At 48.4% G+C, this 26,454-nt stretch carries 21 protein-coding genes; 9 read left to right on the forward strand and 12 right to left on the reverse strand.

Annotated features, from left to right (window positions below; translation table 11 throughout):
- Window positions 1-7: 7 nt before the first annotated feature.
- Together AC3CIC_RS20115 and AC3CIC_RS20120 are read left to right on the forward strand one after the other, a co-directional pair.
- A complete protein-coding gene (locus tag AC3CIC_RS20115; RefSeq protein ID WP_488515972.1) occupies window positions 8-1,090 on the forward strand; it encodes a hypothetical protein in 1,083 nt (360 codons plus the stop codon).
- Window positions 1,091-1,155: 65 nt separating this feature from the next.
- Window positions 1,156-2,001, forward strand: coding sequence for a hypothetical protein (locus AC3CIC_RS20120; RefSeq protein WP_488515973.1), 846 nt, complete (start codon window positions 1,156-1,158; stop codon window positions 1,999-2,001).
- A 29-nt stretch (window positions 2,002-2,030) separates the two neighbouring features.
- Here the strand turns inward: AC3CIC_RS20120 and AC3CIC_RS20125 are convergent, their stop codons facing one another.
- Both AC3CIC_RS20125 and malX read right to left on the reverse strand, forming a co-directional pair.
- Window positions 2,031-3,209 carry a MalY/PatB family protein gene (locus AC3CIC_RS20125; RefSeq protein ID WP_488515974.1) on the reverse strand — a complete coding sequence of 393 codons (1,179 nt, stop codon included), beginning with the start codon at window positions 3,207-3,209 and terminating at the stop codon, window positions 2,031-2,033.
- Window positions 3,210-3,287: 78 nt separating this feature from the next.
- Complete coding sequence (malX, locus tag AC3CIC_RS20130; protein WP_016958288.1) at window positions 3,288-4,862, reverse strand: maltose/glucose-specific PTS transporter subunit IIBC; 1,575 nt, start codon at window positions 4,860-4,862, stop codon at window positions 3,288-3,290.
- Window positions 4,863-5,113: 251 nt separating this feature from the next.
- Here malX and malI point away from each other — a divergent pair, with 251 nt between their 5' ends.
- The 5 genes from malI (at window position 5,114) to AC3CIC_RS20155 (ending at window position 11,684) form a co-directional block, all read left to right on the forward strand.
- Window positions 5,114-6,127, forward strand: a complete 1,014-nt coding sequence (gene malI, locus AC3CIC_RS20135) for a Mal regulon transcriptional regulator MalI (RefSeq protein ID WP_488515975.1) — start codon at window positions 5,114-5,116, stop codon at window positions 6,125-6,127.
- A gap of 96 nt (window positions 6,128-6,223) precedes the next feature.
- The gene (locus AC3CIC_RS20140) at window positions 6,224-7,306 is read left to right on the forward strand and encodes a site-2 protease family protein (RefSeq protein WP_488515976.1); all 1,083 of its coding nucleotides are present in this window, start codon (window positions 6,224-6,226) and stop codon (window positions 7,304-7,306) included.
- A gap of 304 nt (window positions 7,307-7,610) precedes the next feature.
- The gene (locus AC3CIC_RS20145; RefSeq protein WP_488515977.1) at window positions 7,611-9,320 is read left to right on the forward strand and encodes a hypothetical protein; all 1,710 of its coding nucleotides are present in this window, start codon (window positions 7,611-7,613) and stop codon (window positions 9,318-9,320) included.
- A gap of 229 nt (window positions 9,321-9,549) precedes the next feature.
- Entirely contained in the window at window positions 9,550-10,302 is a 753-nt protein-coding gene (locus tag AC3CIC_RS20150) for a class I SAM-dependent DNA methyltransferase (RefSeq protein ID WP_016958285.1), read from the forward strand.
- Between the two features lie 149 nt (window positions 10,303-10,451).
- Window positions 10,452-11,684: a DEAD/DEAH box helicase gene (locus AC3CIC_RS20155; protein ID WP_016958284.1), complete on the forward strand. Its 1,233-nt coding sequence runs from the start codon at window positions 10,452-10,454 to the stop codon at window positions 11,682-11,684.
- Window positions 11,685-11,798: 114 nt separating this feature from the next.
- Here AC3CIC_RS20155 and AC3CIC_RS20160 read toward each other — a convergent pair whose 3' ends face one another.
- From AC3CIC_RS20160 to AC3CIC_RS20175, 4 genes are all read right to left on the reverse strand, one after another.
- On the reverse strand, window positions 11,799-13,766 hold the full coding sequence (locus AC3CIC_RS20160; protein WP_488515978.1) for an LTA synthase family protein: 1,968 nt from the start codon (window positions 13,764-13,766) through the stop codon (window positions 11,799-11,801).
- A gap of 58 nt (window positions 13,767-13,824) precedes the next feature.
- Complete coding sequence (locus AC3CIC_RS20165) at window positions 13,825-14,181, reverse strand: diacylglycerol kinase (RefSeq protein ID WP_017003801.1); 357 nt, start codon at window positions 14,179-14,181, stop codon at window positions 13,825-13,827.
- A 417-nt stretch (window positions 14,182-14,598) separates the two neighbouring features.
- Window positions 14,599-15,153, reverse strand: a complete 555-nt coding sequence (locus tag AC3CIC_RS20170) for a mechanosensitive ion channel family protein (RefSeq protein WP_016958278.1) — start codon at window positions 15,151-15,153, stop codon at window positions 14,599-14,601.
- Window positions 15,153-16,088, reverse strand: a complete 936-nt coding sequence (locus AC3CIC_RS20175; RefSeq protein WP_488515979.1) for a CorA family divalent cation transporter — start codon at window positions 16,086-16,088, stop codon at window positions 15,153-15,155. The genes AC3CIC_RS20170 and AC3CIC_RS20175 overlap by 1 nt, the downstream gene beginning before the upstream one ends.
- A 133-nt stretch (window positions 16,089-16,221) precedes the next feature.
- Here AC3CIC_RS20175 and AC3CIC_RS20180 point away from each other — a divergent pair, with 133 nt between their 5' ends.
- A complete protein-coding gene (locus AC3CIC_RS20180; protein ID WP_488515980.1) occupies window positions 16,222-17,571 on the forward strand; it encodes a magnesium transporter in 1,350 nt (449 codons plus the stop codon).
- Window positions 17,572-17,646: 75 nt separating this feature from the next.
- Here the strand turns inward: AC3CIC_RS20180 and AC3CIC_RS20185 are convergent, their stop codons facing one another.
- Window positions 17,647-17,991: a metalloregulator ArsR/SmtB family transcription factor gene (locus tag AC3CIC_RS20185; RefSeq protein WP_029486153.1), complete on the reverse strand. Its 345-nt coding sequence runs from the start codon at window positions 17,989-17,991 to the stop codon at window positions 17,647-17,649.
- A gap of 87 nt (window positions 17,992-18,078) precedes the next feature.
- Entirely contained in the window at window positions 18,079-18,303 is a 225-nt protein-coding gene (locus AC3CIC_RS20190; protein WP_488515981.1) for a glutaredoxin family protein, read from the reverse strand.
- A gap of 249 nt (window positions 18,304-18,552) precedes the next feature.
- On the opposite strand from AC3CIC_RS20190, the gene AC3CIC_RS20195 reads away from it, so the two are divergent.
- On the forward strand, window positions 18,553-20,289 hold the full coding sequence (locus AC3CIC_RS20195; RefSeq protein ID WP_488515982.1) for a hypothetical protein: 1,737 nt from the start codon (window positions 18,553-18,555) through the stop codon (window positions 20,287-20,289).
- Here AC3CIC_RS20195 and AC3CIC_RS20200 read toward each other — a convergent pair.
- Genes AC3CIC_RS20200 through AC3CIC_RS20215 form a run of 4 tightly spaced genes read right to left on the reverse strand, consistent with a single transcriptional unit; the run spans window position 20,286 to window position 26,355 of the window.
- Entirely contained in the window at window positions 20,286-21,101 is an 816-nt protein-coding gene (locus AC3CIC_RS20200; protein WP_488515983.1) for an adenine nucleotide alpha hydrolase family protein, read from the reverse strand. The two genes, AC3CIC_RS20195 and AC3CIC_RS20200, sit on opposite strands and share 4 nt — an antisense overlap.
- Window positions 21,091-22,353, reverse strand: a complete 1,263-nt coding sequence (locus AC3CIC_RS20205; protein ID WP_488515984.1) for an electron transfer flavoprotein subunit alpha/FixB family protein — start codon at window positions 22,351-22,353, stop codon at window positions 21,091-21,093. The genes AC3CIC_RS20200 and AC3CIC_RS20205 overlap by 11 nt, the downstream gene beginning before the upstream one ends.
- Window positions 22,346-24,274: a DUF3483 domain-containing protein gene (locus AC3CIC_RS20210; RefSeq protein WP_488515985.1), complete on the reverse strand. Its 1,929-nt coding sequence runs from the start codon at window positions 24,272-24,274 to the stop codon at window positions 22,346-22,348. Before AC3CIC_RS20210 ends, AC3CIC_RS20205 begins: the two co-directional genes overlap by 8 nt.
- Before the next feature lie 20 nt (window positions 24,275-24,294).
- On the reverse strand, window positions 24,295-26,355 hold the full coding sequence (locus AC3CIC_RS20215; protein WP_488515986.1) for an oxidoreductase: 2,061 nt from the start codon (window positions 26,353-26,355) through the stop codon (window positions 24,295-24,297).
- Window positions 26,356-26,454 lie beyond the last annotated feature (99 nt).

Here is a 26,454-nt window from a genome sequence, read left to right on the forward strand (position 1 = left end):
TATTCCCATGGCAGATAATGCAAAAATCAAAGCTACTGAAATAAACCCACCAGCCAGTAACCCACATAACATTGAGGCGACGAAGTACTACATTTTCAATCAAACGGGCAACATCATGATGTCCAGCACCATAGATTCGAATACACCTATCTCTGAGGACGTTCAGAAGATTTTTTCTGAGGTTTCTGTGTTTTTTGCGGGGATGTCTCGGGCAATTAGCACAACCAAAAACCCTGCAACGGGTAAAGCTTACTCCTTGTATAACTATGCCGCTTTAGAGAGTGTCATAAAAGGTTCAGGCTTGTTCGTTCATGTCACAGAAGAAGACGTCACCCACTCCAGCAAAAGCGGCGGCGCAACGTTCAGCAAGGAGTTAATTGAATCACTACTTGGGCTCGCAACCGGACTGGGTGGGCTCGCCTTTGCCTCTTCCATGATCTCATCAATAGGCCAAGAAGGTTTAAACATTTCAGCCAGTCAGGATAAAACCAACAGTAAAGTCGGCAACATCGTTTTTGTTTGTGAATACCTCTTGGGCATGCCTTCTATCAGCGCCATTGTTGTCTATGCTGATATGGCGAAAAATGAAGTCGCCTTTAAGGCCGGTCCTTGCATAAAGGGTCATTCGTCTAGCGTTACGCTGACTATGCACAAAGACACCTATATGTTCGTAACACCCACTTTTATTCATGAATATGCTGGCGATCTTGGCTCTATTAATTCCGATCCTCAGTATTTGGCGATGATCAACTGGCTTGGCGGGCTGCTACTTAGAACGCCAACGATATTTAATGTTGCTGATAGGGGTAACGGATACGCATCTGTTGATTCAGGCTCAGCACTTGTTGCCGGACATTCCTACGCACTGCAAGGTCAGTTCCTTCCTACAGATAAAGTCTCTCTCATATGGGCATCGGGAGCGACAACCTCTACCTTCTCAGAACCGAATTACACTGGCGATCAAATTGCTTTCACCGTCAATGGCACCATGGATGACGAATCAGCCATCAATGTGGTCTTGACCGATGGCGGTAAAGATACCGTGGTTGCTTCCTCTCCAGGATCATTCACCGTCACCAGCGGTACCTAAGCCAGAACGCCGCTTTACCGCCTAGGTAAAACGGCGTTTTATCAATGGTGCTTTGAGCGATAACCATGGAAACGACGCGAATCGAATTGTTCCGTGACTTCTTCCCCCCGCTTCTTCTTGTGATGGCTGGCGCTATTTTATTACTTATTATTTATGCCATATGGGGTAAGCGTCGACATATCGCACCCAAAGAACCCACCCCGAAAGAAAAACTCGCACCATCACGCTATGTCATCCTCAATGAGACGGGAAACATCGTCATTGCAAGCCATCGCCCTCCGAGCGAAAAGCTCCCTGACGACGTCCAAAAGTTGTTTCTCGAAGCCATCAGCATGCTATGTATGATGACAAAAGCCGTCGCCTCAACCACCGACCCACAGACAGGCAGACCATGCTCCATCTACAACCAATACGCACTTGAACAGATGCTGGCGCATCACCCTCTATTTGTTCATATTGGGCAAGTATCGACGGAATATGAGGTACGAAAAAACAATGATTTAATAAAGAAAACGTCTGATGACATGTTTGGTGTGAAAAACAATGACAACGTGAATAAGAAAATCAAAGCGATTTACACCAGCATGGAACTCGCGGCAAAAGCCGTCAGTCAAAGCGGTGAAAATGCACACGCCAAGTTTGGCTATTTAACGCTGTACTGCGAAGACATCATGGGGGTACCTGTGATCACGGCAGTGCTTACCCACTTAGGGAGAGAGGAATCAGCAAAACTTCAGGTGCTTGCAACGAAACCGCTATGGAACATAAAAAAAGACGTCATCAATATGCGAAGAGATTCGTACCTATACAACAGCCCTTCCATGCAAGAGCAGTTCTCTTTGGACACACTGACTGACGCCTTAAAACGTACTCAATCGCCCTCATATCCGCCAGATAACGAAAACGATTAACCCGTTTTCCCCTCAATCAGCGGCGTAAATTAATGGGTCTGAAGCCTGATCGCGCCCACGAGCGCATCCAACCCCGCCTGTACTTTCGAACGTGGACAGCCAAGGTTCAATCGCACGTAACCTTTTCCAACCTCGCCATAAACGCCGCCGTCCATGATTGCCACGTTGAAATGTTCAATAAGGTCACTTTGTAGTTTTTGCATATCGAGATTCAACGCAGAAAGATCGACCCATGCCAAATACGTGGCATCTGGCACCTGATATTGCACGTTAGCAAAGGCACTATTCAACGTATCACGCACCAGCTCATGGCTTTCTTTCACATACGCATTCAACGCAGTCAGCCATGTTTCTCCGTGGTTATAAGCCGCCATCATCCCGATGACACCCAGGATGGATGGAGACGATAGTCCGTCTACTTCTTTCAGTTTGAACAAATAGTCATTACGCGATTGTTCGCTAGAAATCATGGCATACGCGCCATTGAGCGCCGGAATATTGAAAGACTTAGACGCCGAAGTCACCAATGCCCAACGCTGTTTCATGCCAAAACCCAACCATGGCGTATGTGCTTTGAACGCAACATCCATGTGAATTTCATCCGAGATCAAGGCAACATCATGTTCATCGCAAAGCGCTGCAATGCGCATCAATTCTTCGCGGCGCCATACTCGTCCCGTTGGGTTGTGCGGGCTGCATAACAAGAACACGGTGGTGTCAGGTTGCGCCAGCTGCTGTTCCAGTAGCGACCAGTTAATGTCCCAACCGCTGGCGGTTTTTAGCAACGGATTGCGAATACAGCGACGACCTGCGCCTTCGACCAGTTTGTCGAATGCATCATAGGCGGGTGTTTGAAACACGATGCCATCGCCAGCATGGCTCCATTTCTCAATCAACTTGGCGATGATGTAAATCACCGATGGACCATAAACAAGGGTGTCTTTATCAATCTGGGTATCGAATCTGCGTTGATACCAGCGTTCAATCGCGCCTTTAAAATCATCGTGATTCCAACGGCTATAGCCCAGCACCGGATGCTCTAAACGTGCTTTTAATGCGTCAATCACGGCTTCTGGTGCCGCGAAATCCATGTCTGAAATGGTGAACGGTAGCAAGCCTGCTTTGCCGAATCTGTCCTGCACATAATCCCATTGCGTGCAGTAGGTGCCCATGCGGTCAACCGGCGTATCAAAATTCATCGTTGTCATTTTCTCATCCACACAAACAAGAAAACCCTCGGTCTGACTTTGACCGTCAATCCGAGGGCTTTAGGGGGAACCGTTTAATTAGCTCGCGGTCATCAACGCTTGCATTTCATTCTTCACAAGGTGTACTTGCGTACCAATAACCACTTGCAGGCTATGTGCATCGAGCTTAACTACACCCAATGCGCCGTAAGCTTTCAGCTTGCCAGCATCCACCAAATCCATGTTGTCGACCGTCAAACGAAGGCGAGTGATACAGTTGTCTAGCGAGGTGATATTACCTTTACCACCAAGGGCTTTCAGAATCGCTGCACCTTTACCAGATTCGTTGATAAATGCCGCTTCTAGCTCGCCATCTACTTCCGCAGTATCCACTTCACGGCCTGGTGTTTTCAGGTTGAACTTCAAGATAGCGAACTTAAATACGGTGTAGTAAACCGCAAACCATGCCGCTGCGACCACTGGCACCAAGTACCACTTGGTTGCTGTACCTTGCAGTACGCCGAACACCAAGAAATCGATGATATTGCCATCAGTGTTACCAATGGTCACGTCCAGCAAGCCCATTACCATGAAGCCAAGGCCAGTCAGGATTGCGTGAACCACATACAGCACAGGGGCAACGAATAGGAACAGGAATTCCAACGGCTCGGTAATACCACCGACCACACACGCCACCACACCAGAGATCAGTAGGGCTTTAATCTTTGAGCGGTTTTCAGGTTTAGCGCAGTGGTACATCGCCAATGCCGCACCAGGAAGGCCACCCAAGAACGCAGGCATCTTGCCTTGAGATAGGAATGCAGTGACTTCTGGCGTGAAGCCGTTCGTTTCCGCACACGCTAGCTCAGAGTAGAAAATATTCAGTGCGCCAGAGACTGTCTCGCCACACACCGCCATCGTGCCACCCGCTTCGGTAAAGCGTACCAGCGCCACCAGAATATGGTGCAAGCCGATTGGAAGCAGAAGACGCTCACCCGTGCCGAACAGCATTGGGCCAAACGCGCCAGCACTTGCAATCAGATTGCCAATACCATTGATGCCTGCCGCAAAGTAAGGCCACACGAAGGGAACCAGTACACCGACCACACCCAGTGTAATAGCCGAAATGATAGGAACGAAACGCGCGCCACCGAAGAATGCTAACGCATCGGGCATTTTGAAGGTGTAGAAGCGCTGATGCAGTCTAGCAACGATAATACCGACCATCACCGCACCCAAAATACCGGTGTCGATAGATTCAATGCCAATAATGCTCTTCACGCCATAGGCTTTACTTGCAACAGGGTCGCCAAGCACGTTGGCCACTGTCAGGAAGAAGTTGATAGCAAGGTTGAACGCGGCATAGCCAACGAAGCCTGCAAAAGCGGCAACGCCTTTCTCTTCACGCGCCATGCCAAGCGGAATCGCAATGGCGAACATAACAGGCAAATAAATGAATGCCACCAAGCCAATCTTGGTCATCCACATGAACAGGTATTGAAGCAAGATGTTATCTAAAAAGGGGATGGCTTCACGGATTGCTGCGCTCGACAGCGAACTGCCGACCCCTAGCAAAATACCCGAGAACGCAAGGAGGGCCACAGGCAGCATGAAGGTTTTGCCAAGGCTTTGCAGAAACTCCCACATAGTGGTTTTTGTCGCTTTGTTCGTCATAACAACTCTCCGAAACATGAGAACATGACAGAAGTGACGGGTCATCGGACCAGTACACTGAATAAGTGATTTCGGGGCCATCATAGGGGATTTAAATTTTGGTAAAACGTTTTATCAAAACAAATGTGATCTCTGCATACTCCCTTAATCCACAAATTTGATCCGGTTTAAAAAACGGGAAAATATTAGTATCCTTTCGAGGTAAAACGTTTTATCAAGGCACCCTGCCCTAAGACCAAAAAGGAAAACACTTGAAGAAAGTGACGATCACGGACGTGGCTGAGCATGCTGGCGTTTCTGTTACCACAGTGTCGATGGTGCTCGGCAACAAAGGGCGGATATCGGCAGATACGATTGAAAAGGTCAATAACGCGGTGGCGGCCATTGGCTATGTGCGCAATCGCGCTGCGGCAAATCTGCGCTCTCACAGCAGCGAAATCATTGGCCTGATTCTTAAAGACATCAGCGATCCTTACTACGCGCAAGTTGCAGCGGGGCTTTGTGAAGAAACGGAGAAGCAGGGCTACATGGTGTTTTTAACCCAAAGCAGCGATGAAGCCAAATTTGAACAATGCGTACTAACCATGGCAAGACAAGGCGTGGGTGGCATTGCCTTCTGCCCAGCCAATGAAAACCAACACGTCGATGTAGATGCGTTAAAAGCGCACAATCTACCGTTGGTGTGTATTTCGCGCGCTTCAGTGAATCAGCAGATTGATTATGTCGGCCCCGATAACGCCAGCGCTGCGAAAATGGCAACGGAGCATTTGATCAATCAAGGGCATCGTCGCATTGCATATGTGGGTGGAAAAATCAGTTCACTGTGCCGCGCCGAACGCGTAGGCGGATATTGCAGTACCTTGATGCAGTTTGGGCTGCCCTTCAAACCTGAGTGGGTGGTGGAGTGTGACGCAGGGCAAGCGCCCGCCGCCAATGCGGTCGAACAGTTACTGATCAATCATCCGCAAGTCAGTGCGGTGTTATGTCACTATTCGTCGACCGCGGTTGGGGCTGTACAAGGCATTCATCGCCTTGGGCGCTCTGTTGGCACCGACAATCTTTTTAATAAGCAAATCTCAATTGTCGGGTTTGATGCGGTGCAAGAAGCTGAGTTGTCAGAGCCCCCGATTACTTTCGTTAACTCTGATGCGAAAGAGATTGGCCGGCAGGCTGCAAAGCGTCTGATTGAACAGTTTGAAACCAGCGACACTGTCGCCCGTAAAGTGATTGTGGCGCCAACATTGGTCAATGCGATGACAGAGTAAGATGCGTTGGGGCGCATGCGCCCTTCTGTTCTTTTCGTCACCCTCAAAAAACTGCTACATTAGCGCCCATCATTTATCAGATTTAATTACATCATTTTGGAATTATTCAATATTTCGTGCATGGGCAAGCCACTGCGTTTGGAAGGCTCTTTAGCAGGCTGGCAAGCGCTTTACTGGGACAACCAACTCGTGTCTCAACTTGCCGCCAGTGCCGACCCAGACGGCGAGAAAACCCATACCTTTCAGCTTACTGCCAATGACAGCATCATCACGGTGGATGTCTCTACCGATATCCATTGGCAACCTTTCAATGTCGACTATCGTGTGACCGTTGATGGCGAGGTCATTGAATCTGGCTCACGCAATGAAAAAGACATTGAACGTCAGCAGCCTGTCGTGACACCCCAAACGAAACCAAAATTCAGCGTTGTGGGTTTGGCCTCACTCGGCTTCAAGCTTTTAAAAAGCGCCAAAGTCATCAAGGTAGTGTTGGCGGGTGCCAGTGTTGCGGCTTATTCGTGGCTGTTTTCTTGGCAGTTTGCATTGGCGTTGATCGCTTGCCTTGTCGTGCACGAATACGGACACATTCGCGCCATGAAATACTTCGGTATGAAAACCAAAGGCATTTACTTGATCCCCTTCATGGGTGGCTTGGCGCTGTCTGATGAAAAGATAAACACCCGCTGGCAAGACGTGGTTATCTCCATCATGGGGCCAACATTTGGTTTGTTCATGTCGTTATTAGCCATGGTGGCGTATTGGATCACAGGCAATGTATTCTTTGCGGGCATCGCAACCTTTAACGCCCTGCTTAACTTGTTTAACTTGTTGCCTATTCTGCCGCTGGACGGCGGGCATATCCTCAAAAGCATCAGCTTTTCAATGAACAGTATTGCGGGCTTAGTGGCCTGTATTGCAGGTGCTGCCGTCGGTGTGTACGTCAGTTACGCATTTGGCTTGGCGCTACTGGGTTTTCTTCTGTTGATTGGTAGTGGTGAGATCATCTTTGAATGGAAGTACCGCCATCACACGCATTTATTGCCGCTTAACCGCTACGGCCAAATTTTCAGCACACTTTGGTATTTTGCTACCGTTGCGTCGCTGATTGGCGTGATCATCTATTTCGCCACAAAAGGCGATGACATGTTGGCCCTACCGTTAATGATTTTGCAAAGCTAGTCATTGCGTCAGTTACCCATACTAAACAACAAGTACGCCAGCACCAGAGCGTATTTGTTGTGATTTTTTTACTTTAAAAAAAATACAACAGTCTCAAAAAATATCGCACTTGAGGTAATTCGTTTTTTGTTTTTTATTCATGAATTTACTCATACCCTAAATTAACCTTCGCTCTCTCATGCTTTCTCAATGCTTTTTCATGCATCTCATTTTTGTATCTTATATGAGACAAATTAAGACACCCATTTCGACATATCTTGAAAGCATGCTTTTATGCCACACTTTGATTGCTGGGACGATTACGATGAAAAAAACACTACTTACTACCATGATTCTGTCATCTGCCATCGCAAGTCAGGCGTACGCGGCATGTTTAGGCAATGTTTATTCACTCAATGCGGGTCGAGGCAACGTAGGCATTCTTGTTGACTTACAAGAAAGCGATAAACTGAATGGCGCTTACAACGGCACTCGCGCGCTGGCTGTTTCACGAGCGGCCTTTAGCGCTTCTGCGATGACATATGACAGTAACACCAATCGCATTTACTATGTCGGAGCTCGCAGCCCTACCGCTTATCACGTACAAGGCCTCGAAAACCTCGTATCAGCCGATGAACTCAACAATCTAGATTTTCATGCATCAACGACTGCGCCCACTCAGCTGGCTTATTACGACCCTAGCACAGACACCCATGCAGTGGTTGCCAACGTGCCAGATACTTTTCGGATGGCATTTGATGCAACCTCTGGCCTTATCTATGCCTCTGACAATCTAAAAATCTTTACCATTGACCCAACCACAGGCGCGACCAATCCCGTCGCCAATTTTGAATCCATGATGATCTCTGGAGGTTTCACGTCTTGGGGTGACTTCGTTTTCTACAAAGGTGAATTGTTGTATGTCACCAACACACGTACCTTCGCCATTAATACCTCCACAGGTGCTGCAACCCTCAAATCTTTCCACTACGTGGATTTCGTGACGGGCACAACCTTGGACCAAAATGGGCAGCTTCTCGTTTCTGCTAAAAATCAAAACGTAACAGGCAACATCAACAGTACCCAGTTGTGGAGATTGAACCCTGAATCGGGCGAAAAAGTGTCTGTGGGGCTAATCCCAGCAAAAATCAGTGGTATGGCGACCAACACGCAAGAAGAGTACACCTGCTACCCACCCACTATTTTCCCTAGCGATATGAAAAATGACGTGGGTAGTATTTCTGGCTCGACAGTGACTGAAGGTGAAACAGCTGTCTTTACCGTGACGTTCGCGAAAGATACCGCAGCCCCGATGAACATTAATCTGGCGTTGAATAACGGCAGTGCCGCTTTGAACCAAGACTACCAAGGAAATGTTTCCATTGAGTTTGAAGATGGTACTTCAACCAACATTAATCTAGGAGCGACAAGCACGGCCGTCAACGTGCCTGCAGGGAATGGTTGGTTAAAAGTCAAAGTTAACACCGTTCAAGACATCACCTATGAAGGCAACGAAACATTCTCATTGCAAGGTTGGTTCCGCAATGATCAGAGCGACGCAAAATCTGCGAGCGCTATCATCAATGATGATGACTATCGTTTAGGTGAACGCCTTTCGAATCCAAGCATCAACGGTACTAGCGGTTGGAGCCAGAGCGGCAGTGTTTCCTGGCATGACAATGGCTTCAACTTTAACTGGGCAGGCTCAGGATCTGGCGGTGTCATCCATCAAAACTTTACCGCCGTTAGCGGTGCGCCTTATTCCGTCAACTTACGTTTTTGGTCTCACAATTCTCGAAATGGTGCTCGACATGATGGTCGCGTAGAAGTCATCGACCTTTCCGGATACCGAACACTGACTAGCACCAACTTCTCACTCTATGAAGGAAATTCGACCAACATCAGATTAAACTTCAGCGGCTCTCACTCAGGAAACTTGAGAATACGAATCACCAATACAGCCACACACGGTGATATTAGCAGCACCGATTTGGTTGCAGATTCGGCTAGTGTATACGGCGCAATCCCACGATAAAAAAGCCGTGGTAAACAATGTCCAGACTGAGTCTGGACATTGTTTTACGATGTTTTAGCGTATGACGACCACCCAAACTTGCCCCGAATCACAACTGAAAGTCTTGTCAAGATCTTGTCTCCCGCATGGCACATTACAGGCTTATTTTTTCACAAAAAACGTTAACCACTTCGCAAAACAGTGCAAACGGTATAGTATTCGCCACCTTCATTTTTCCTGGTGAATTTGCTTGAACACACAGCCATCAACTGCGCTCTATTCTGACCTGTCTGGTTATTACGATTTGATGTGCGCTGACATTAACTACCAACAACAAAGTGACTGTGTACGCAGACTCCATCAAATGTTTGGTAGCGAAGGAAAAACCCATTTAGACCTTGCATGTGGCACGGGTCCGCATGTGCGTTTCTTCATCGATAATGGCTATGAAAGCAGTGGGTTGGACTTAAATCAGCCTATGCTGGATTTAGCGAAACAGCGCTGTCCTGAAGCCCAATTCTCGCTGCAGAACATGTGTGATTTTGTGGTTGATGAACCTTACGATTTGATCACCTGTTTTCTCTATTCGATTCACTACAGCGGCAGCCTTGAACAGCTTCGCGCCTGCATTGAGCGCGTTCATGCCGCGCTGAAACCAGCCGGTGTCTTCTGTTTCAACGCCGTTGAGAAAAAACTGATCAACAATGACTCTTTCGTTCGCCACAGCGTGGAGCACGAAGGCAGCCACTTTGTGTTCAAATCAGGATGGTTTTATGGCGGTAATGGCGACAAGCAAGCGCTCAAGCTCAGCATTGAAAAAACCACCAACAAAGTGACCGAAGAATGGCACGATGACCACCCGATGGTCGCGGTCGGATTCGATGAACTAACAGCGCTACTTGCGCCGTATTTCGATGTGACGATTTTAGAACACGATTACGACAAATTGCTCCCGTGGGACAACGCATCTGGCAATGCAATTTTCACCTGCGTGAAGCGCTAGCCAAACTGAGTTTCTCTATCGAGCTTGTCAGCCTGCACTGACCTTTACATTTGAAAAATGCATATACTCAAGCAACCTCAAGATGCTTGGGTATAATGCAAGGCAATCTGTTACACTCGCGCTCCTTTTTCTAGGTCGAATTTTTCATCATGTCTGACAGCGCCTTTTCACAACTTCACCCTACCTTGCAGCAAACACTGGTTAGCCTTGGTTACACCGAGCCTACGGACATTCAGCAGCAAGCCATTCCTCAGGTTTTAGCAGGGAATGACGTGATGGGCGCAGCGCAAACCGGCACAGGGAAAACCGCGGCTTTTACGCTGCCACTGATCCACCAGTTGCTCGAAAGCGGCGCAAAAGGCGCAACCCGAGTATTGGTGGTCACACCAACGCGCGAATTAGCACAGCAGGTGTATGACAAAGTTATCGAGTACAGCCAAAACACATCGCTTAAATGTGTCGCTCTGTATGGCGGTGCCAACATCAACCCGCAGAAAAGTCAGCTCCAAAAAGGCCCAGAAATCGTGGTGGGCACGCCCGGTCGTCTTTTAGACCATCTGCACATTGGCACGCTGAACCTTTCGAGCCTCGACACGTTAGTATTGGACGAAGCGGATCGTATGCTAGACATGGGCTTTATTTCAGACATCAAACGATTGATGAAAAGAATGCCCAAAGAACGTCAGACACTGTTTTTCTCCGCCACCTATCCAAAACAGGTATTGGAGTTAGCATATGGCCTACTCAACCAGCCAGTGCGTATTGAAGTGTCTACCTCAAACAGCACCGCAGATACCGTTAACCAATTGGTGCACCCTGTCGATAAGAAGCGTAAGCGTGAATTACTGTCATTTTTGATTGGTAGCCGCAACTTAAAACAAGTGTTGGTGTTTGCCAAAACCCGCCAAACCACAGAAGCCTTAGCTAACGAGCTAAAGCTTGATGGATTAGCCGCTGAAGCTATTCATGGCGAGAAAACCCAAGGTGCAAGAAACCGCGCCTTAGAAGGCTTTAAAGAAGGTAAAATACGCGTGCTGGTTGCCACCGATGTGGCGGCACGTGGTTTGGATATTCCTTCCCTTGATACCGTGTTTAACTATGAACTGCCACACGCGGCGGAAGATTATATTCACCGTATTGGGCGTACCGGACGTGCAGGCAAAAGCGGAAATGCGATTTCATTGGTGAGTCGAGAAGAAGAAGGCATGCTGGCGGCCATTGAAACCTTAATTGACCAACGCTTGCCACAAGAATGGCTGGAGGGGTTTGAACCGGATTTGAATGCCGAAATCGAACACCGTGAAAAACGCGGCGGACGAGGCGGTGATAAACGCCGTTTGAAACACCAACTGCTGAAAAAGTCTGGCGGTAAAAAGCGCTAACGAGCCGCCAAGATTGATCACGAATATCAAAATAAAACACTGCGAATATTCGTGGCGTTTTCAATTTTCATCCTTACAGCTTACGCTAGGTAGTTTGTTTCGCTGCGTGAGCATTTACTCTGCGACAAGCTTGCTATTACTGGCAGAATAGTAGTTTTCACGAAACGCCAAACTCCCCCAAAGCGCATTAGCATGGGCACAATTCACAATACCTTGCTCGATATCTTGCTCCTGCAAGGTATCCGCAACCGGATCGTATTGATAGGTTGAGATCCCGAGTCCCGGCTGGATCACGACCACTTTATTGTCTTCCGTCATCCACGCAAAATTCTTGTCACGCTGCATCAATGCACGTTGTTTTTCAGCGGGCACCTCTTTCGTTAGATCGTGGCCGATCATCGGGTTATCGCTACTGATCCCCGCCAACGAAAGCAGCGTCGGGGGAAGATCAATTTGGCTCACTAAGCGAGTATCCAAACGTGGCTTAATACCACCACCCAAAATCACCGTTGGGATCCTAAAATGCCCAATCGGAACCGGTAAATTGCCATACGTGCGCGCATCATGATCCGCGACAACGACGAACACAGTATCATTCCAGTAATTTGATTTTTTCGCTTTATCGATAAATTCACCCAATGCAAAATCAGCATACTTCACCGCATTTTCAACGGTTTTCTCGGGCTTGTTATAGGGTTCAATGACGTTATCAGGGTATTCAAAAGGACTGTGATTGGAGGAGCTGAATACTAAACTAAAGAAAGGCTTACCTTCTTTTTCCAACTGGCTGAACTGTTGATCGGCTTTATCATACAAATCTTGATCTGATGCCCCCCAAGAACCGACAAACGTGGGAGAGTTAAAGGTTGGGAAATCCTGCATATCAACAAAACCATTACCCAAAAAGAAGCTCTTCATGTTGTCAAAATGGCTTTCTCCACCATAAATAAACTGGGTGTGGTATTGATTTGCTTTCAGCAGATCTGCAATCGAAAAAAAGTTGGTCTGACTCTTACCCAGCTTCACCACCGAACGAGCAGGTGTCGGTGAAAAGCCTGTTGTGACCGCTTCAATACCTCGCACAGAGCGCGTACCGGTTGCGTACATGCGTGTAAATGCCCACCCTTCGTCAATCAACGCGTCTAAATTGGGAGAAGCATCTATCCCACCAAGGCTTTTGACATAGCGCGCACCATGGCTTTCTAGCAATAAGATCACAATGTTTTTAGGCTTACCTTGATAGGTCGATTCATGATCGGCAAGTGTTGGAACCTTGTCTGATGTAAACGCTGACTCAGGCACATTCATCGACCGTCTGACTTCAGAAATGATGTCATCACTGTCCATCTTGGGATAGAAATCAAACGCACTCGCTTCTGAGCCCATTTGCTTGGCAGCAAACAATACCGAGTATGAAGAATTCAACGTAATGTCGTTGACCAAAGGGTCACTAGAGAAGAACACCATCGCAGGATTAAGTGGGCGATGACCTAGCGAAGAACGCGCTCCCATCACGCCGATAGCAACAACCAAGACAGCAATCAATGGGCGCCAATACCATTTGGGGTAGCGCAAACCTGAGACCAGAGATTTGCTCCATGTCCATCCCAGCGACAAGGTCAGTAGCGATACAACAAGCCCGACAAACAATTCGAGTTTATAGCCACTCCAAAGCATGCCAAACACCTCTTTGGGATAGACAAGGTATTCAACAAACAAACGATTAGGCCGAAGGTCGTACTCTATGATGAAAGGCGGCGTCACCACTTCCATATAGACCACAAACCATAAGCCTAGAGTGATCCATACGCGCAAAATCCAGTCCCAAATTCGCCCAATAACATGGTCTCCGGACAAAAGAGAAGCAAGCAACGCGGGCAGTATGAAGAGATAACAGATTGATGCGATATCTATACGTAGCCCACTGAGAAATATTGAGCTCCAGCCATGGGCGTCATTCACGCGGTCGATATGCCAAATGGCGAGACTTAATCGGGACACAGTAAAGATCAAGATCAAGACCAGGCAGGCGCAAACAATCGGGTATAACGGGCCCAACACTGATTTTATATTTTTCAACACATTCACTCCATGTGACGGCTAAACGCGTTTTTATAAAACTAAACGGGATGTACTTGGGCTAAATTAATATCCAAACCCACGTAAAAAGGGCAAAGGCTAATGAGACAAACACAGCCGCCGACGCGATGTCTTTGGCTCTGCCACTGAGCTCATTCCACTCATCCCCGACCCTGTCGACAACCACTTCAACCGCTGAATTCAAAAGCTCTGTAATAACCACCAGCATCAACGAACCAATAAGAAGGATTTGTTCAATCTTCTCTACGGGTAACCAAAATGTGAGGATGACAAGCGGCACGACCAGTGCTATTTCTTGCCGAAAAGCCGCTTCGTGCTTCCATGCTGACCGAAGACCAAACATCGAAAATCGCGTCGCATAGATAATTCGCATCAACCCTGTTGCTGGGGATTTCATTTAGGGGATTTTCCTTTCCATCACTAAGTTGTCAGTACTCATGTTTGACCATGACGCTGCAAGTCTATGTAACAAATGTAATACATCGATCTATTAGCGAATTAACACACCGGTTTTCCATCGAACAGCGCTCCACACACCGCAGTGTGAGACCAAGCGTGAGCCTATCGTTCGAAACTTAAGGAAAGCTTAAGAGGTGAAAATCAGGCTAGATGCCATGAAAGGTTTTGTGGAAACTCGGGAGGTAAAAATAGCGCGTGGCGCTCGTTGCAAATCAATGTTTAAAATAAAGGTCAATAGAACAGGGCAGCGAAAGCCTGCTCACTGCCCTAACCTATGAACCTATGAACCTATGAACCTATAAACCTATGAACCTATGCTCGACGAAACCAAGCATCCGTTTCCGAATGTGTCGTATCAACTGCCTTCAGATAAAACATCAGCTGCTTTCACTGGTTCTTCTGCGACGATTTTCGTCACCCCTTTTTGCAGTATAAGGTTATTGGGGTACGTAATTATGTTGCCGCTCGCATGACGAAGAATCACGTGAAACATCGTGATATCAATGATGACACCACTAATGTCATCATCTTTGTCCGACACTTTGACTTTGTCACCAATGCGATAAGGGAACACAAAAAATATCAACACACTGGCTGTCAGGTTACTCAGTATTGACCATTGGGCAAACAGCGCAACACCAAGCACGGCGAAGATCGAGGACAAGAATAACGAGATATCACCAAATCCCAAATCGAGAACAATAGTGAAGATGGCAACGAACAGCAAGAACGACGCCGCATTGAATGATTTGATCACAAACTGAGTGCGTTTCAGGTTCACGCGCTTGTTTTGAGCCAGTGTTTCTATCCACTTTCGACCGACACGTTTAAACACCAAAAAAGCAACAATTAACAGTAAACCGAGACCGAATTGCTTCAACAACACATTGGATAGTAATAACTCAATCATTAAATAAATCTTAACCTCTTCAAAACAATCACTTCAATGCCCACCACTGCAACCAGTCCGATACAGAATAAGGTAAACGCTATCGGATTTTCCGTTCCCGGAATCCCACCAATGTTGACACCAAGCAAACCCGTAAAGAAACCCGCAGGTAAGAATATCCCTGCGATAATCGAGAATAAATAGGTATTTCGATTCATTTTCTCTGCTTGTCGCTGGCTTAAATTCGCTAAGAATACGTTGATTTGATCAATATAAAACTCAATCGACTCATTGATTCTCATTGTGGTATCGAGACTATTTTTGAGATGGTTTTGCGCATCCACGAGTGCTTTAGGCTGTATCTCAATAAGGTCTTCAAACACATACTTTTGCGGCTTCAAGTAACGTCTCAACCTTAACAAACGCGAGTGCAAAGCGTTGAGCGCCTGAGTGTCCTCATGTCCTTCCCAATCTAGGCCATCGAGCAAAGTTTCCACAGGAACCAAAAAGCTTGAAATGTGCTTATTGATACCCGTCACTATGCCAATAATGACGTCAGACAAAGATGTTGGGCCCAGCCCTTTTTCTAACTGAGCAATCAATCCAGACACTGAGCGAGAAGGGACTTTACGCGTTGAAATGAGCACCCCTTTATACCAAAGAATGCGTAAGCTCAGCATATCGTCTGGCTGCGAACCTTCGTTAAGGTTAATGCCGCGTAAGATCATCAAAAAACAATCATCGTCGAAATGCTCAAAGCGAGGGCGCGTATCATCGGCCAACAGCGAATCAACAATGGCTTCAGGAATCGCATTGTCTTCCAGCCACCCTCGTAATCCGTCTGCATCACGTTGACAGTGATACCATACAGAAGGCTGCAATTCCCCCGATAACTTTTTGTTTTCATGAGCTATGCCTGACGAAAACCGCCAACTTGAGATGATAAAATCGTCCATGCGTCTAACTCTTCACCTAATAATGTTCTTATTTAACATATAAAATTTCTATCGCATCAATGTTTTTTATTGCTACATCCAGATCCTTTGCATTACTCTCGCCAGATCGCTTATCTGCTGACTTAGAGAACCCATGGAAAATAACACGATTCAGGACGTAGTCAGTGAGCTTCTCACAGATAGTGGCGACGTTGACTCGCAACATGCTTTCATCGAACAGTGGGAACAATTCAACTCTCCTATTGATGTCGCGCTGCTACTTGAGTCACTTCCACTTACCGAGCGTCTAAGCACATGGGATCAACTTTCAGATGCGATGAAAGTTCCCGTTCTGGTCGAGATGCGTACAGACGCCAGTACATCCATCCTCAACAACCAGGATGAAGAGAAATTACTTTCTCTGTTCACGGGAATAGATGCAGATACACTGCTTGAACTTCAAGACAGCATTCCAGACCATTTGCTCGAGAACGTGCTTGGGCGAATGGATGAAGAGCAGCAAAATCGCTACTCGGCTGCACAACAATTTGAAGATGACGAAGTCGGTCACTGGTGTGATCACCAACCTTTAGTTGTGCCTGCAAAAACCAAAATCAAGGTAGTGATGCGACTGTTGCGTCGCCATCTTCCGCCACATAGCCATGTTATTTTCTTGGTCGACAGTAGAGGGAATTGGGATGGCACAGTGCGAATCAATCGCTTGTTTGGCGCCGACCCGACACTTCGCATTTCAGAGTTTTCTGAAGATGACTTTCCGTCACTCAACGCTAAAGAAGATATCTATTCCGCCGCAAACAAGGTAGCAGCTAGTGACGAGTCATCACTACCGGTTATCACGGATAGTGGCTTGTTGATTGGTCGCTTAGACATGGGCACGGCTTACGAACTACAAGGTGAAAAAGCCGAATCACAATTGATGGCAAAAGCCGGTCTAGATGAAGATGAAGACCTTTTTGCTTCCGTTCGCAAAAGCGCGCAGAACCGTGCAATTTGGCTTGGCATTAACCTAATGACGGCCTTTCTCGCGTCATGGTTTATTGGCTTGTTTGAAGCCACACTGCAACAAGTGGTCGCATTGGCGGTCTTGATGCCTGTTGTTGCCTCCATGGGCGGCATTGCTGGCAGCCAGACACTCACCTTGATTGTGCGCGGCTTGGCGCTCGGGCAAATATCAAAAGCCAACCTCAAGCCCTTGCTTGCCAAAGAAGTGAAAGTTGGCGCATTCAACGGCGTGCTTTGGGCCATTGTGATTGGCTTTGTTGCAGGTTATTGGTTTGACAGCCCAATGCTTGGTGTTGTCATTGGTATCGCCATTGTCGCTAATATTATTTGCGCCGCGATATCGGGGATTTTCATTCCAGTGATACTCGACAAGTTCAAAATCGATCCCGCGCTGTCTGGGTCAGTGATCTTAACCACAGTCACCGATATTGTAGGCTTTGTGGCTTTCTTGGGATTGGGCAGCGTGTTTTTGCTCGGCTAAATCTTAAGTATCTAAATCAAAAACCTCATCGAATTTGCTGAGGTTTTTCTAAATACTCAGTCATCAATTATGCGTTTAACAACAACTCAACACTCGTTCAGGTCGGTCACCCATTCGGCACAATTTATCCATGCTGTCTTGCAGGAAGATTTGATTTGATTCAATGGTTAGCGCTAACACATCTTTTGCCCACGAAGGCAGTTCATTACGAATGCGATAGAACACCCATTGCCCCTGACGGCGGTCATTAAGCAAACCACTCTTACGCAATTGCGCCAAATGGCGAGACACTTTAGGCTGGCTTTCTTCTAATGCAGCCATCAGTTCACAGACACATAACTCACCTTCCTGTTGAAGCAACAACAAGGTTTTCAGGCGCGTTTCGTCCGCTAAACATTTGTAAAAAGTCACGGGTGACATAGATTTCGCCGTATCAATAAGCAATGAATTTTGTAGCAATCACTTTATATATGATTTCCCATATGTAAAGTGACGATTTTCTTTCAATCACTTCAATGCTTGTTCTACGGCTTTTACTGAAAAGCCATGTAGCACCTTATCGCCAATTTTGATCACGGGAACGCCACGCGCACCTAATGCTGCGTGCTCTTTTCGCCCGCGAGGCGTACCAACATCACACAATCGATAAGTCATATTCTTGCTATCAAAGAACTGTTTTGCTGCCTGACAGTGAGCACAACTCTTGCTGGTGTAGATCACGATTTTTGTCACATTGCCTCCATTATCATGCAAAGATAATAATTCTGCATTAATAAGCTTACAAAGGTTAATTATCTTACTCTAATTTAGTATTGAATTGTTCATATCACTACCAATTGAATACATGAGATTTTTAGCTATATCTAATAAACAATATCTTTACGCTACCAACCCTGAGACAACATACCTGCCGCGTTCAACATAATCTCCCATTTGATAACGAGGTTAAACCTCACATAACAATATAAAAAGTAAGGATATATGATGAAAGTAAAGGTGATTGCCAGTTTGATCATGGCAACAAGTCTCTCTTCTGCAGCATATGCGGATTGTTTCGGTAATGTTTATGCGATGAACGCGGGTCGTGGTCATGTTGGCTTCATGATTGATGTACAAGAAGATAAGCAACTCACTGGCGTTTACAATGGTGACAGGGCACTCAAAGAGTCACGGGCCCTGTTCAGCAGCTCTGCCATGGCGTATGACAAAAACACCAACCGTATCTACTACGTCAGTACACCGCGCCCTGATGACTACCATGTTGATGGGCTTGATGACGAAACGGTGGCCAAAGAATTCTCCAACTTGGACTTTCATGCTTCACGTGTGAAAAACAACCAACTCGCTTACTTCGATCCAGAAACCAACCAACACACCATTGTTGCTGAGGTGCCCAACGTTTTCCGCATGGCCTTTAACCCAGCAACCGGCACCTTGTTCGCCTCTGATAATCGTAAAGTCTTTACGATTGATCCTGTTGATGGCTCAACAACCGCCGTGGGCAATTTTGAAACCAATATGGTCGCGGGTGGGTTTACTAACTGGGGCGATTTTGTCTTCTATGACAACAAGCTTCTTCTCGTCTCCAACACACGCTCGTTCAGCATTGATACCTCAGACGCCTCATCAACGCTTGATTCTTTTCACTACATTGATTTCGTCACCGCCGCCACGCTCGACCAAAATGGACAACTGCTGATTGCCACCAAAAATCAGAATGTCACGGGCAACATCAACAGCACAGGGCTGTGGCGCTTGAACCCAGAGACAGGTGAAAAGGTTTCTGTCGGTTTGTTCCCCAGCCGCATCAGTGCGATGGCGACCAATACCCAAGAAAACTACCAATGTTATGACCCCACTGTATTCCCGAGTGAAACAAATGTTGAGATTGAGGATGTCACAGGCAGTACTGTGACTGAAGGTCAAAACGTGAGGTTTACCATTAACCTTGATAAAGAACTCAAGGCAAGCAAAGAAGTAACGCTCGCACTTAAAGACGGCACTGCCATTGCAGGGACCGACTACAGCCGTGATGTTCGGGTGAGGTTTAGCGCTGGCGATAATGTCTATGTGACATTGACCGAGGCAGGCGTCAAAGTCACCGTGCCACCAGGAATCAGTAGTTTTCGAGTGCTTGTCTCGACGACGGATAATGACAAAGATGAAGAAAATAGAACGGTATCTCTCGACGCTTGGATAAAAGATGATCAAAGCGACAAAGCATCTGCTCTGGCCACGATTAACGATAACGATGAACCAACAGGTACCTGTAGCAACGGCAAATCAATTACAGTCAATGCGAGTAAATTAGGCGCTTGGTCTCAACTTAGTCTTGATTGCACCAAATCTGAAGCGTCCTTTGTTGCCGCGGGTTTATCGAACCCATCCGCAAGGAACACACGCCTCGCGTGGACAACCGATTTCGGCAATTTCTCAACGACAACCTATTCGAGCAACAAAATTGCAGGTTATGTTGGTGTGACAGAGGTGAAAACGCTCAGCTCGTTGACGATAAATGGCAGCTCTACTGTAAGAGACCGCTGCTACCATGGTGATGTAAGAGGCACACCGCTATCTTACGTCTACAATGGCCAAATCACATTCAGCGAAGACGGTACACCGCAGTGCCGATTAACCCTCCATTACGATTACTGTGATGGTGCTGATAACCGAGTGAAAGACCAATTCACTCAAACTCAATGCACAATATCTAACTAGAATGCAGGCCTCCCGTTATGTGGAACATAGAACAACCCTTCTTTTTTAAGCAACACCAATATAGCCTCAGCCGCGTCTTGTGGGCTGGGGTTATTCATGACCTGACCGCCAGAAGACACAGGTGCTGCCGTCGCCGCCAAAAAGCGATCGCGCCCTGACGCTGATGCTGCCACTGTTTTGACTCGCTTCGGTTTCTTCTTCGCCGCCTGCCATTGCCAAGTCTGTGCAAGTTCATCTTTGTGCGCTGCCACTTCCAATACATTTACGATGCCATCACGTGCCTTCGTAAACGCACTCTGACGCGGCTCTGGCGCAGCGCCACTTGCCAATAGCACCGCAGGTAATGTGATGCGCAAACGACGACGCTGCCCACCTGACAAGGCTTGCAGCACCTCGGCGTGTGTTTCTGTTTGAGTGAGCACATCCACCACGTCGGGCACAACCGTCGCGCTGAGAGATTGAGCAACCAGATAAGGCACCATTCCCGAAGATTCGCCCCATTCGGCTCTTGCGCCACACATCACTATGTTAGGTTTTCGCGCCAAAACATGATCTGCCAAGGCAAGGCTCGCATCGGCGTCTTGCGACACCTTGAGCACATCCAACTGCTTCACGCCCATACCGAGGTATTCTTGAATAGCGAGTGAATCCGGATCGCCTGCGAAAATCACCGCAGGTGCTTCTCCTAAGCCCTCTTCTAACTTCAGTGCCAATTCCAAGGCTTTGGCGTCACTTTCCGCCCGACGCGCTCGACCAGACAAAGGATGCTGACCGCAAGAAACCAAAACCATCACACTGCTGTTAGCTTGCATCTTCAATCTCTCCTAACTCGCCTTGCGTGGCGTCAATCAAAGCCTGCATCACGGCTGCGCTGTCGGCGATGATGCTGAGATCGGCGCGTTTCACCATGTCGCAAGACGCATCGGTATTGATCGCAATCACGCTGTCGCAATGCGTCATGCCTTGAAGATGTTGAATCGCACCAGAGATGCCGACTGCAATATACACTTTGGCGTTGACATACGTGCCCGATGCGCCCACCTGAGTAGGACGCGGCATGTGTCCGTTATCGACGGCAACACGGCTTGCCCCTTCGGTGGCGCCCAGTGCGTCGGCACATTGATGAAACAAAGCCCAGTTACGCACGCCATTACCGCCCGACAAAATTAATTGGGTTTCGGGTAACGGGATATCTTTGGGATCAACCGCCACACGACCGAGATCGACAATCTTAGCCTGACCGTTTTCCACATCTGGACAAGCACAAGCCGATGCTTCACTGACGAACCCTGAAATGGGGTCGGACACTTGCTCTTCCACCAGCAAGAAGCGCGACAGCACTCGGGTCACAGACTGCTTTTCATCGCCGCTACCGCATTCAATCGAACCATGAGAAGCTGCCTTCACGCGCGTGGCGGGACGCTCGCCCAAAGACGCACTCAGCTTTCTTGCGAGATCGCCGCCGATTAATGTTTCATCGGCGAAAATCCAATGTTGAGGCGCCAGTTGGGTATGCAATGCATGCAGCACCGCCAACCAATGATCCGGCGAATATGTTGTATTGTCGCCAAGTGAAATGATGCGATCCGCGCCGAAAGCCACCATGTCATCATCGCGGTTAAACAAAGTGAGAAACACAATTGCGGTGTTTGGCGCGACGGTCTTATCGTCGCGGGTTGTCGCCAGTTGGTGCGCAAGGCCAAGCATATCTTTATCAAGAGTGGTGAGCTTTTTGCTGTCAGCGTCAGACACCACCACGATGTAACGTGTTGGCTCGGTGATCTGTCGACGCGGCAAAGATTGAGACTGTGATTTTTTCGCAACGCCTGAAGACGATGATGACATGCCGCCAGAACGATCAATGCGCTTAATGCCATCCGCAGAGGTAAAGCCAACTCCATGCGGATTCTTTCGGCGAACCCCATTTACCATCATGTTAGCTGTACCGCTCTCAACACCCCCATCAGAGCGACCATCAAACGTGGTGAGTTCTTCGTGCTTGGGGTTCAGACGATCACGCAGGATTCTCTCTTTTCGCGGATCGCGCCGTTTTATCTCATCCATTGCGACCCCCTGCGCTTTGCCCCGTATCGATCACCCGTTCAAGCAGCATGACAGCCACATCTTGAACGGCAGGGCGTGGCATCACCACGCCTTCTAGCATTACCGCACATTGCGGGCAAGCAACGGCTACCATGCTGGCCCCCGTTTCGCGGGCATCGTCCATTCGCATATCCGCGATACGTTGCTCGCCTTGAATATCCGTGATGGGCGCGCCCCCTCCACCACCACAACAGCGAGAGCGAAAACCTGAGCGTTCCATTTCGTTGATCGTCATCCCCATGCGCTCCAACAAGAATCGCGGGGCATCATAACCACCGTTGTAACGCCCTAAATAACAGGGATCGTGATAAGTGACGCTTTGCGCTTTGGCCGTATTCAAGGTCAGCGACTCGCGTTCGACACATTGGGCGAGAAATTCGGTGTGGTGCATGACTGAATAGTGACCGCCAAAGTCGGCGTATTCATTTTTCAGGACATGAAACGCGTGGGGATCGGGCGTCACAAGGGTGTTGAAGGAGTATTTGTTCAGGGTTTTTACGTTGGCCTTGGCTAAGCGCTGAAACGTGGCTTCATCGCCCAATCGACGCGCTAAATCGCCACTGTCGAGTTCTTCATTGCCCAAAATGGCAAAGCTAACGTTTGCGTGTCGAAGCAGTGCCACTAGCGCTCTCAATGTGCGCTGATACGCCAAATCAAACGCGCCATCGCCTGCCCATAGCAACACATCCGTCTTGCCTACGTTTGCCATGGTATCGAGCTTAAGATCAACCGCCCAAATGGCACGGTTTTGCGGTGACAAGCCATTCGGGTTATCCGTCGCAATCAAATTATTCAGGGTTTCTGCGCCTTTTCCTGCGGTTTCCCCTTTCGCCAGTGTCAGATGTCTGCGCATATCAACAATGGCATCAACATGCTCAATCATCATCGGACACTCTTCCACACATGCGCGACACGTGGTGCATGACCACACGGTATCGGCATCGAGCAAGCCTTCAAACAATGGCTTATCCGGCGCACCGCATCTCGCTTCGTCAGATTTACCTGCTTCTTTTCCAGGATAAGCGCTGCCTGCATATTGGCGGGTGTCTCCACCCGCCATGCCGACCACCATATCCTGAATCAGTTTTTTGGGGTTAAGCGGCTGACCCGCGGCAAATGCTGGACATACTTTTTCGCAGCGTCCGCATTGCACACAGGCATCAAAACCGAGCAATTGGTTCCAATGAAAATCCGTCGGCTTTTCCACGCCTAGCGTGTTTTCATTGAGATCGATGGGTTTTAAGCCCGTCGAACGCCCACCACCGAATCTGCCTTGCCGGCGATGAAACCCCAAGTGGAGTGCGCCAGCAAACGCATGTTTCATTGGGCCACCCCATGTCATGCCAAATATCAGTTCTGCTAAACCGAGCAGCACGCCACCGAGCAACAAAACGGTAAGCACAATCGGCACATTACCGATACCAAGAAGTTGAATCAGTGAGATGCAAAGGCCTGACAATGAAAATGCTAACAAGCTATAGGGAAGACGATGCCAAACGCCCTTAGATAAATTTGCAGGCGGGTTATCTCGGCGTTTTTTCACCTGATAAGCGCCAATACTCATGACCGAGAATGTCACCGCCAACAAGCCATAGGTAAATGAAGAATCGCCGCCAAAAACATACACCACCAACATGGCAAGCACAGAGGCAACAAAGCCACCCGCAGTGGCGACATGGGTATTGGCAAATTTTTTGTCTCGCGCCACCACATCATGCAAATCATGCAGGTAGCGAGGAAGAATAGCTGCAATGCCTTTAAAGAATGGAACAGCGTTAGGGTCAGGCTTACCCTGACGCCACATTTTGACTCTTCTCGCTGCACCTATGGCTGCAAGCAAGATCGCAAGGAGAAGAAGAGGACCAATTAGCGCTGTGGACATATCGCTTCCCTCGCTAATGGCTATAGGTCTTTACACAGACGAAGCGCATCATAAATGGCTGCATGAATATTGCGTGGAGCGTTGCAATCCCCGAGTCGATAGAGCAAATACCCCTCCCCTTGTTCGGCGAATATAGGTTGAGGTTTGGCAGCATAAAGGGCTTCAAGATCGACTTGACCGTGATTGCGCGATCCCTCTTTGAACGCGTAATACAGGGCTTCATCGGGTCTTACGCCGTTTTCAATGACCACCTGATCCACCACGCGCTCTTCGCGCACACCCGTGTATTCATTTTCAAATCGGGCGATCAGCTTCTCGCCTTCTCTGTAGACCTGCTCCAACACAAGATCCGACGACATCACTACGTCGCGCGCATACAGGCTGCGGTAATAAGTCGGGAAGCTGGTTCCCCCAACCGCGACACCCGGTTTAATGTCGTCCGTGACCATCTCAACTTGTGCGCCTTTGGCTGCCAGAAAATCTGCCACCGACATGCCACTGAATTCGCAAATGGTGTCATATACCACCACGTTTTCCCCCGGCGCAACCGCACCGCTGAGAATGTCCCAACTGCTCACCACCAAGCCATCTTCCGCCCCCCATTCAGGGGTTTGATTCGTGAAGGGCGTGCCACCGACAGCGAGCAGCACCACATCGGGTGTTTCGGCCATGATCACGGCTTCATCGGCTGTCACGTCAAACACCAGATTGACGCCAAGGCGGCGAAGTTCGAGATCAAACCAACGGGTAATCCCCGCGATTTGTTCCCGCTGTGGTGCTTGTGATGCGAGTGAAATCTGCCCACCCAGCTCGCGGCTTTTCTCAAACAGCGTGACTTGATGACCACGCTCGGCGCATACCCTTGCCGCTTCCATTCCCGCAGGACCGCCACCAACGACGACGACTTTACGAATTTGGCCATCGGTTTTAGTGATGATGTGCGGCATGGTTTGCTCGCGAGAGGTCGCGGCGTTTTGAATGCACAACACATCAATGCCTTGATACTGTCTGTCGATGCAGTAATTCGCGCCAACACACTGACGAATTTGGTCTGTCTGTCCCAGCTTCACCTTGGTGATGAGATGCGGGTCGGCAATGTGTGCGCGAGTCATGCCGACAAAATCAATCAATCCGCTTTCTAATGCGCGCGCCGCTTGCACGGGATCTTTGATGTTTTGCGCATGCATCACTGGCACATTGACCACGCTGCGAATGCCTGCCGCCAAATGGATAAACGGCTCTGGCGGATAGGTCATATTTGGAATGACATTCGCTAACGTATTGTGCGTATCACAGCCTGAGCCAACGATACTGAAAAAGTCGATGAGACCGAGGCTGTCGTAATACGCCGCGATCTCTTTCATGTCATCTTGATCAAGGCCATCTGGGTGGAACTCATCCCCTGTCATACGAATGCCGACAGCGAAATCCGGCCCCACCTCTTCACGCACCGCTTTGAGTACTTCCACGCCAAAACGCATCCGGTTTTCAAAACTGCCGCCCCACTCATCGGTGCGTCGGTTAACGCGCGGACTCCAAAATTGATCAACCAGATGTTGGTGCGCAAAAGAGAGTTCAACGCCATCCAAACCGCCGTCTTGGGCGCGTTTGGTCGCTTTGGCGAAATCACCAATGATGCGCCAAATTTCTTCTGGTTCGATAGTCTTACAGGTGGCGCGGTGAACCGGTTCACGAATGCCACTTGGGCTCATCAGCGACGGCCAATTGCCGCCATCCCAACGAGAACGACGCCCCATGTGGGTAATTTGAATCATGATATGCGCGCCATGTTTATGCATGGCATCGGCAAGATTTTGTAGGTGCGGGATCACTTCGTCGGAGGCCATATTGACTGACTTCCACCAGCCTTGCGGGCTGTCGATTGAGACCGGACTCGAGCCACCACAAACACACAGCCCTATGCCGCCTTTGGCTTTTTCTTCGTAATACTGAATGTAGCGCTCAGTCGGCATGCCATTTTCGGTCGCATATACCTCGGCATGCGCCGTGCTGATCACGCGGTTTCTGATCATCAGCTTGTTAATCGCAAGCGGCTGAAAAATGGCATCGAACTGAGACATGATATTTCCTTATGTTCGTTTTAGACCCTGGGTCCTGCAAAAATTCAAAGCCCATGTTTGCTACGTCAAGATTTTGCTTTCCCTAGGATCTAGGGCCTT

It is taken from the genome of Enterovibrio sp. QJM3NY_24 (assembly GCF_057786035.1).

Coding starts and splice junctions, on each gene's coding strand:
- AC3CIC_RS20185 (WP_029486153.1), bottom strand. CDS start 17,991: ATGTCACCCGTGACTTTTTACAAATGTTTAGCGGACGAAACGCGCCTG.
- AC3CIC_RS20155 (WP_016958284.1), top strand. CDS start 10,452: ATGTCTGACAGCGCCTTTTCACAACTTCACCCTACCTTGCAGCAAACA.
- AC3CIC_RS20215 (WP_488515986.1), bottom strand. CDS start 26,355: ATGTCTCAGTTCGATGCCATTTTTCAGCCGCTTGCGATTAACAAGCTG.
- AC3CIC_RS20115 (WP_488515972.1), top strand. CDS start 8: ATGGCAGATAATGCAAAAATCAAAGCTACTGAAATAAACCCACCAGCC.
- AC3CIC_RS20200 (WP_488515983.1), bottom strand. CDS start 21,101: ATGCAAGCTAACAGCAGTGTGATGGTTTTGGTTTCTTGCGGTCAGCAT.
- AC3CIC_RS20120 (WP_488515973.1), top strand. CDS start 1,156: ATGGAAACGACGCGAATCGAATTGTTCCGTGACTTCTTCCCCCCGCTT.
- AC3CIC_RS20165 (WP_017003801.1), bottom strand. CDS start 14,181: ATGAAATCCCCAGCAACAGGGTTGATGCGAATTATCTATGCGACGCGA.
- AC3CIC_RS20180 (WP_488515980.1), top strand. CDS start 16,222: ATGGAAAATAACACGATTCAGGACGTAGTCAGTGAGCTTCTCACAGAT.
- AC3CIC_RS20125 (WP_488515974.1), bottom strand. CDS start 3,209: ATGACAACGATGAATTTTGATACGCCGGTTGACCGCATGGGCACCTAC.
- AC3CIC_RS20145 (WP_488515977.1), top strand. CDS start 7,611: ATGAAAAAAACACTACTTACTACCATGATTCTGTCATCTGCCATCGCA.
- AC3CIC_RS20175 (WP_488515979.1), bottom strand. CDS start 16,088: ATGGACGATTTTATCATCTCAAGTTGGCGGTTTTCGTCAGGCATAGCT.
- AC3CIC_RS20170 (WP_016958278.1), bottom strand. CDS start 15,153: ATGATTGAGTTATTACTATCCAATGTGTTGTTGAAGCAATTCGGTCTC.
- AC3CIC_RS20210 (WP_488515985.1), bottom strand. CDS start 24,274: ATGTCCACAGCGCTAATTGGTCCTCTTCTTCTCCTTGCGATCTTGCTT.
- AC3CIC_RS20195 (WP_488515982.1), top strand. CDS start 18,553: ATGATGAAAGTAAAGGTGATTGCCAGTTTGATCATGGCAACAAGTCTC.
- AC3CIC_RS20205 (WP_488515984.1), bottom strand. CDS start 22,353: ATGGATGAGATAAAACGGCGCGATCCGCGAAAAGAGAGAATCCTGCGT.
- malX (WP_016958288.1), bottom strand. CDS start 4,862: ATGACGAACAAAGCGACAAAAACCACTATGTGGGAGTTTCTGCAAAGC.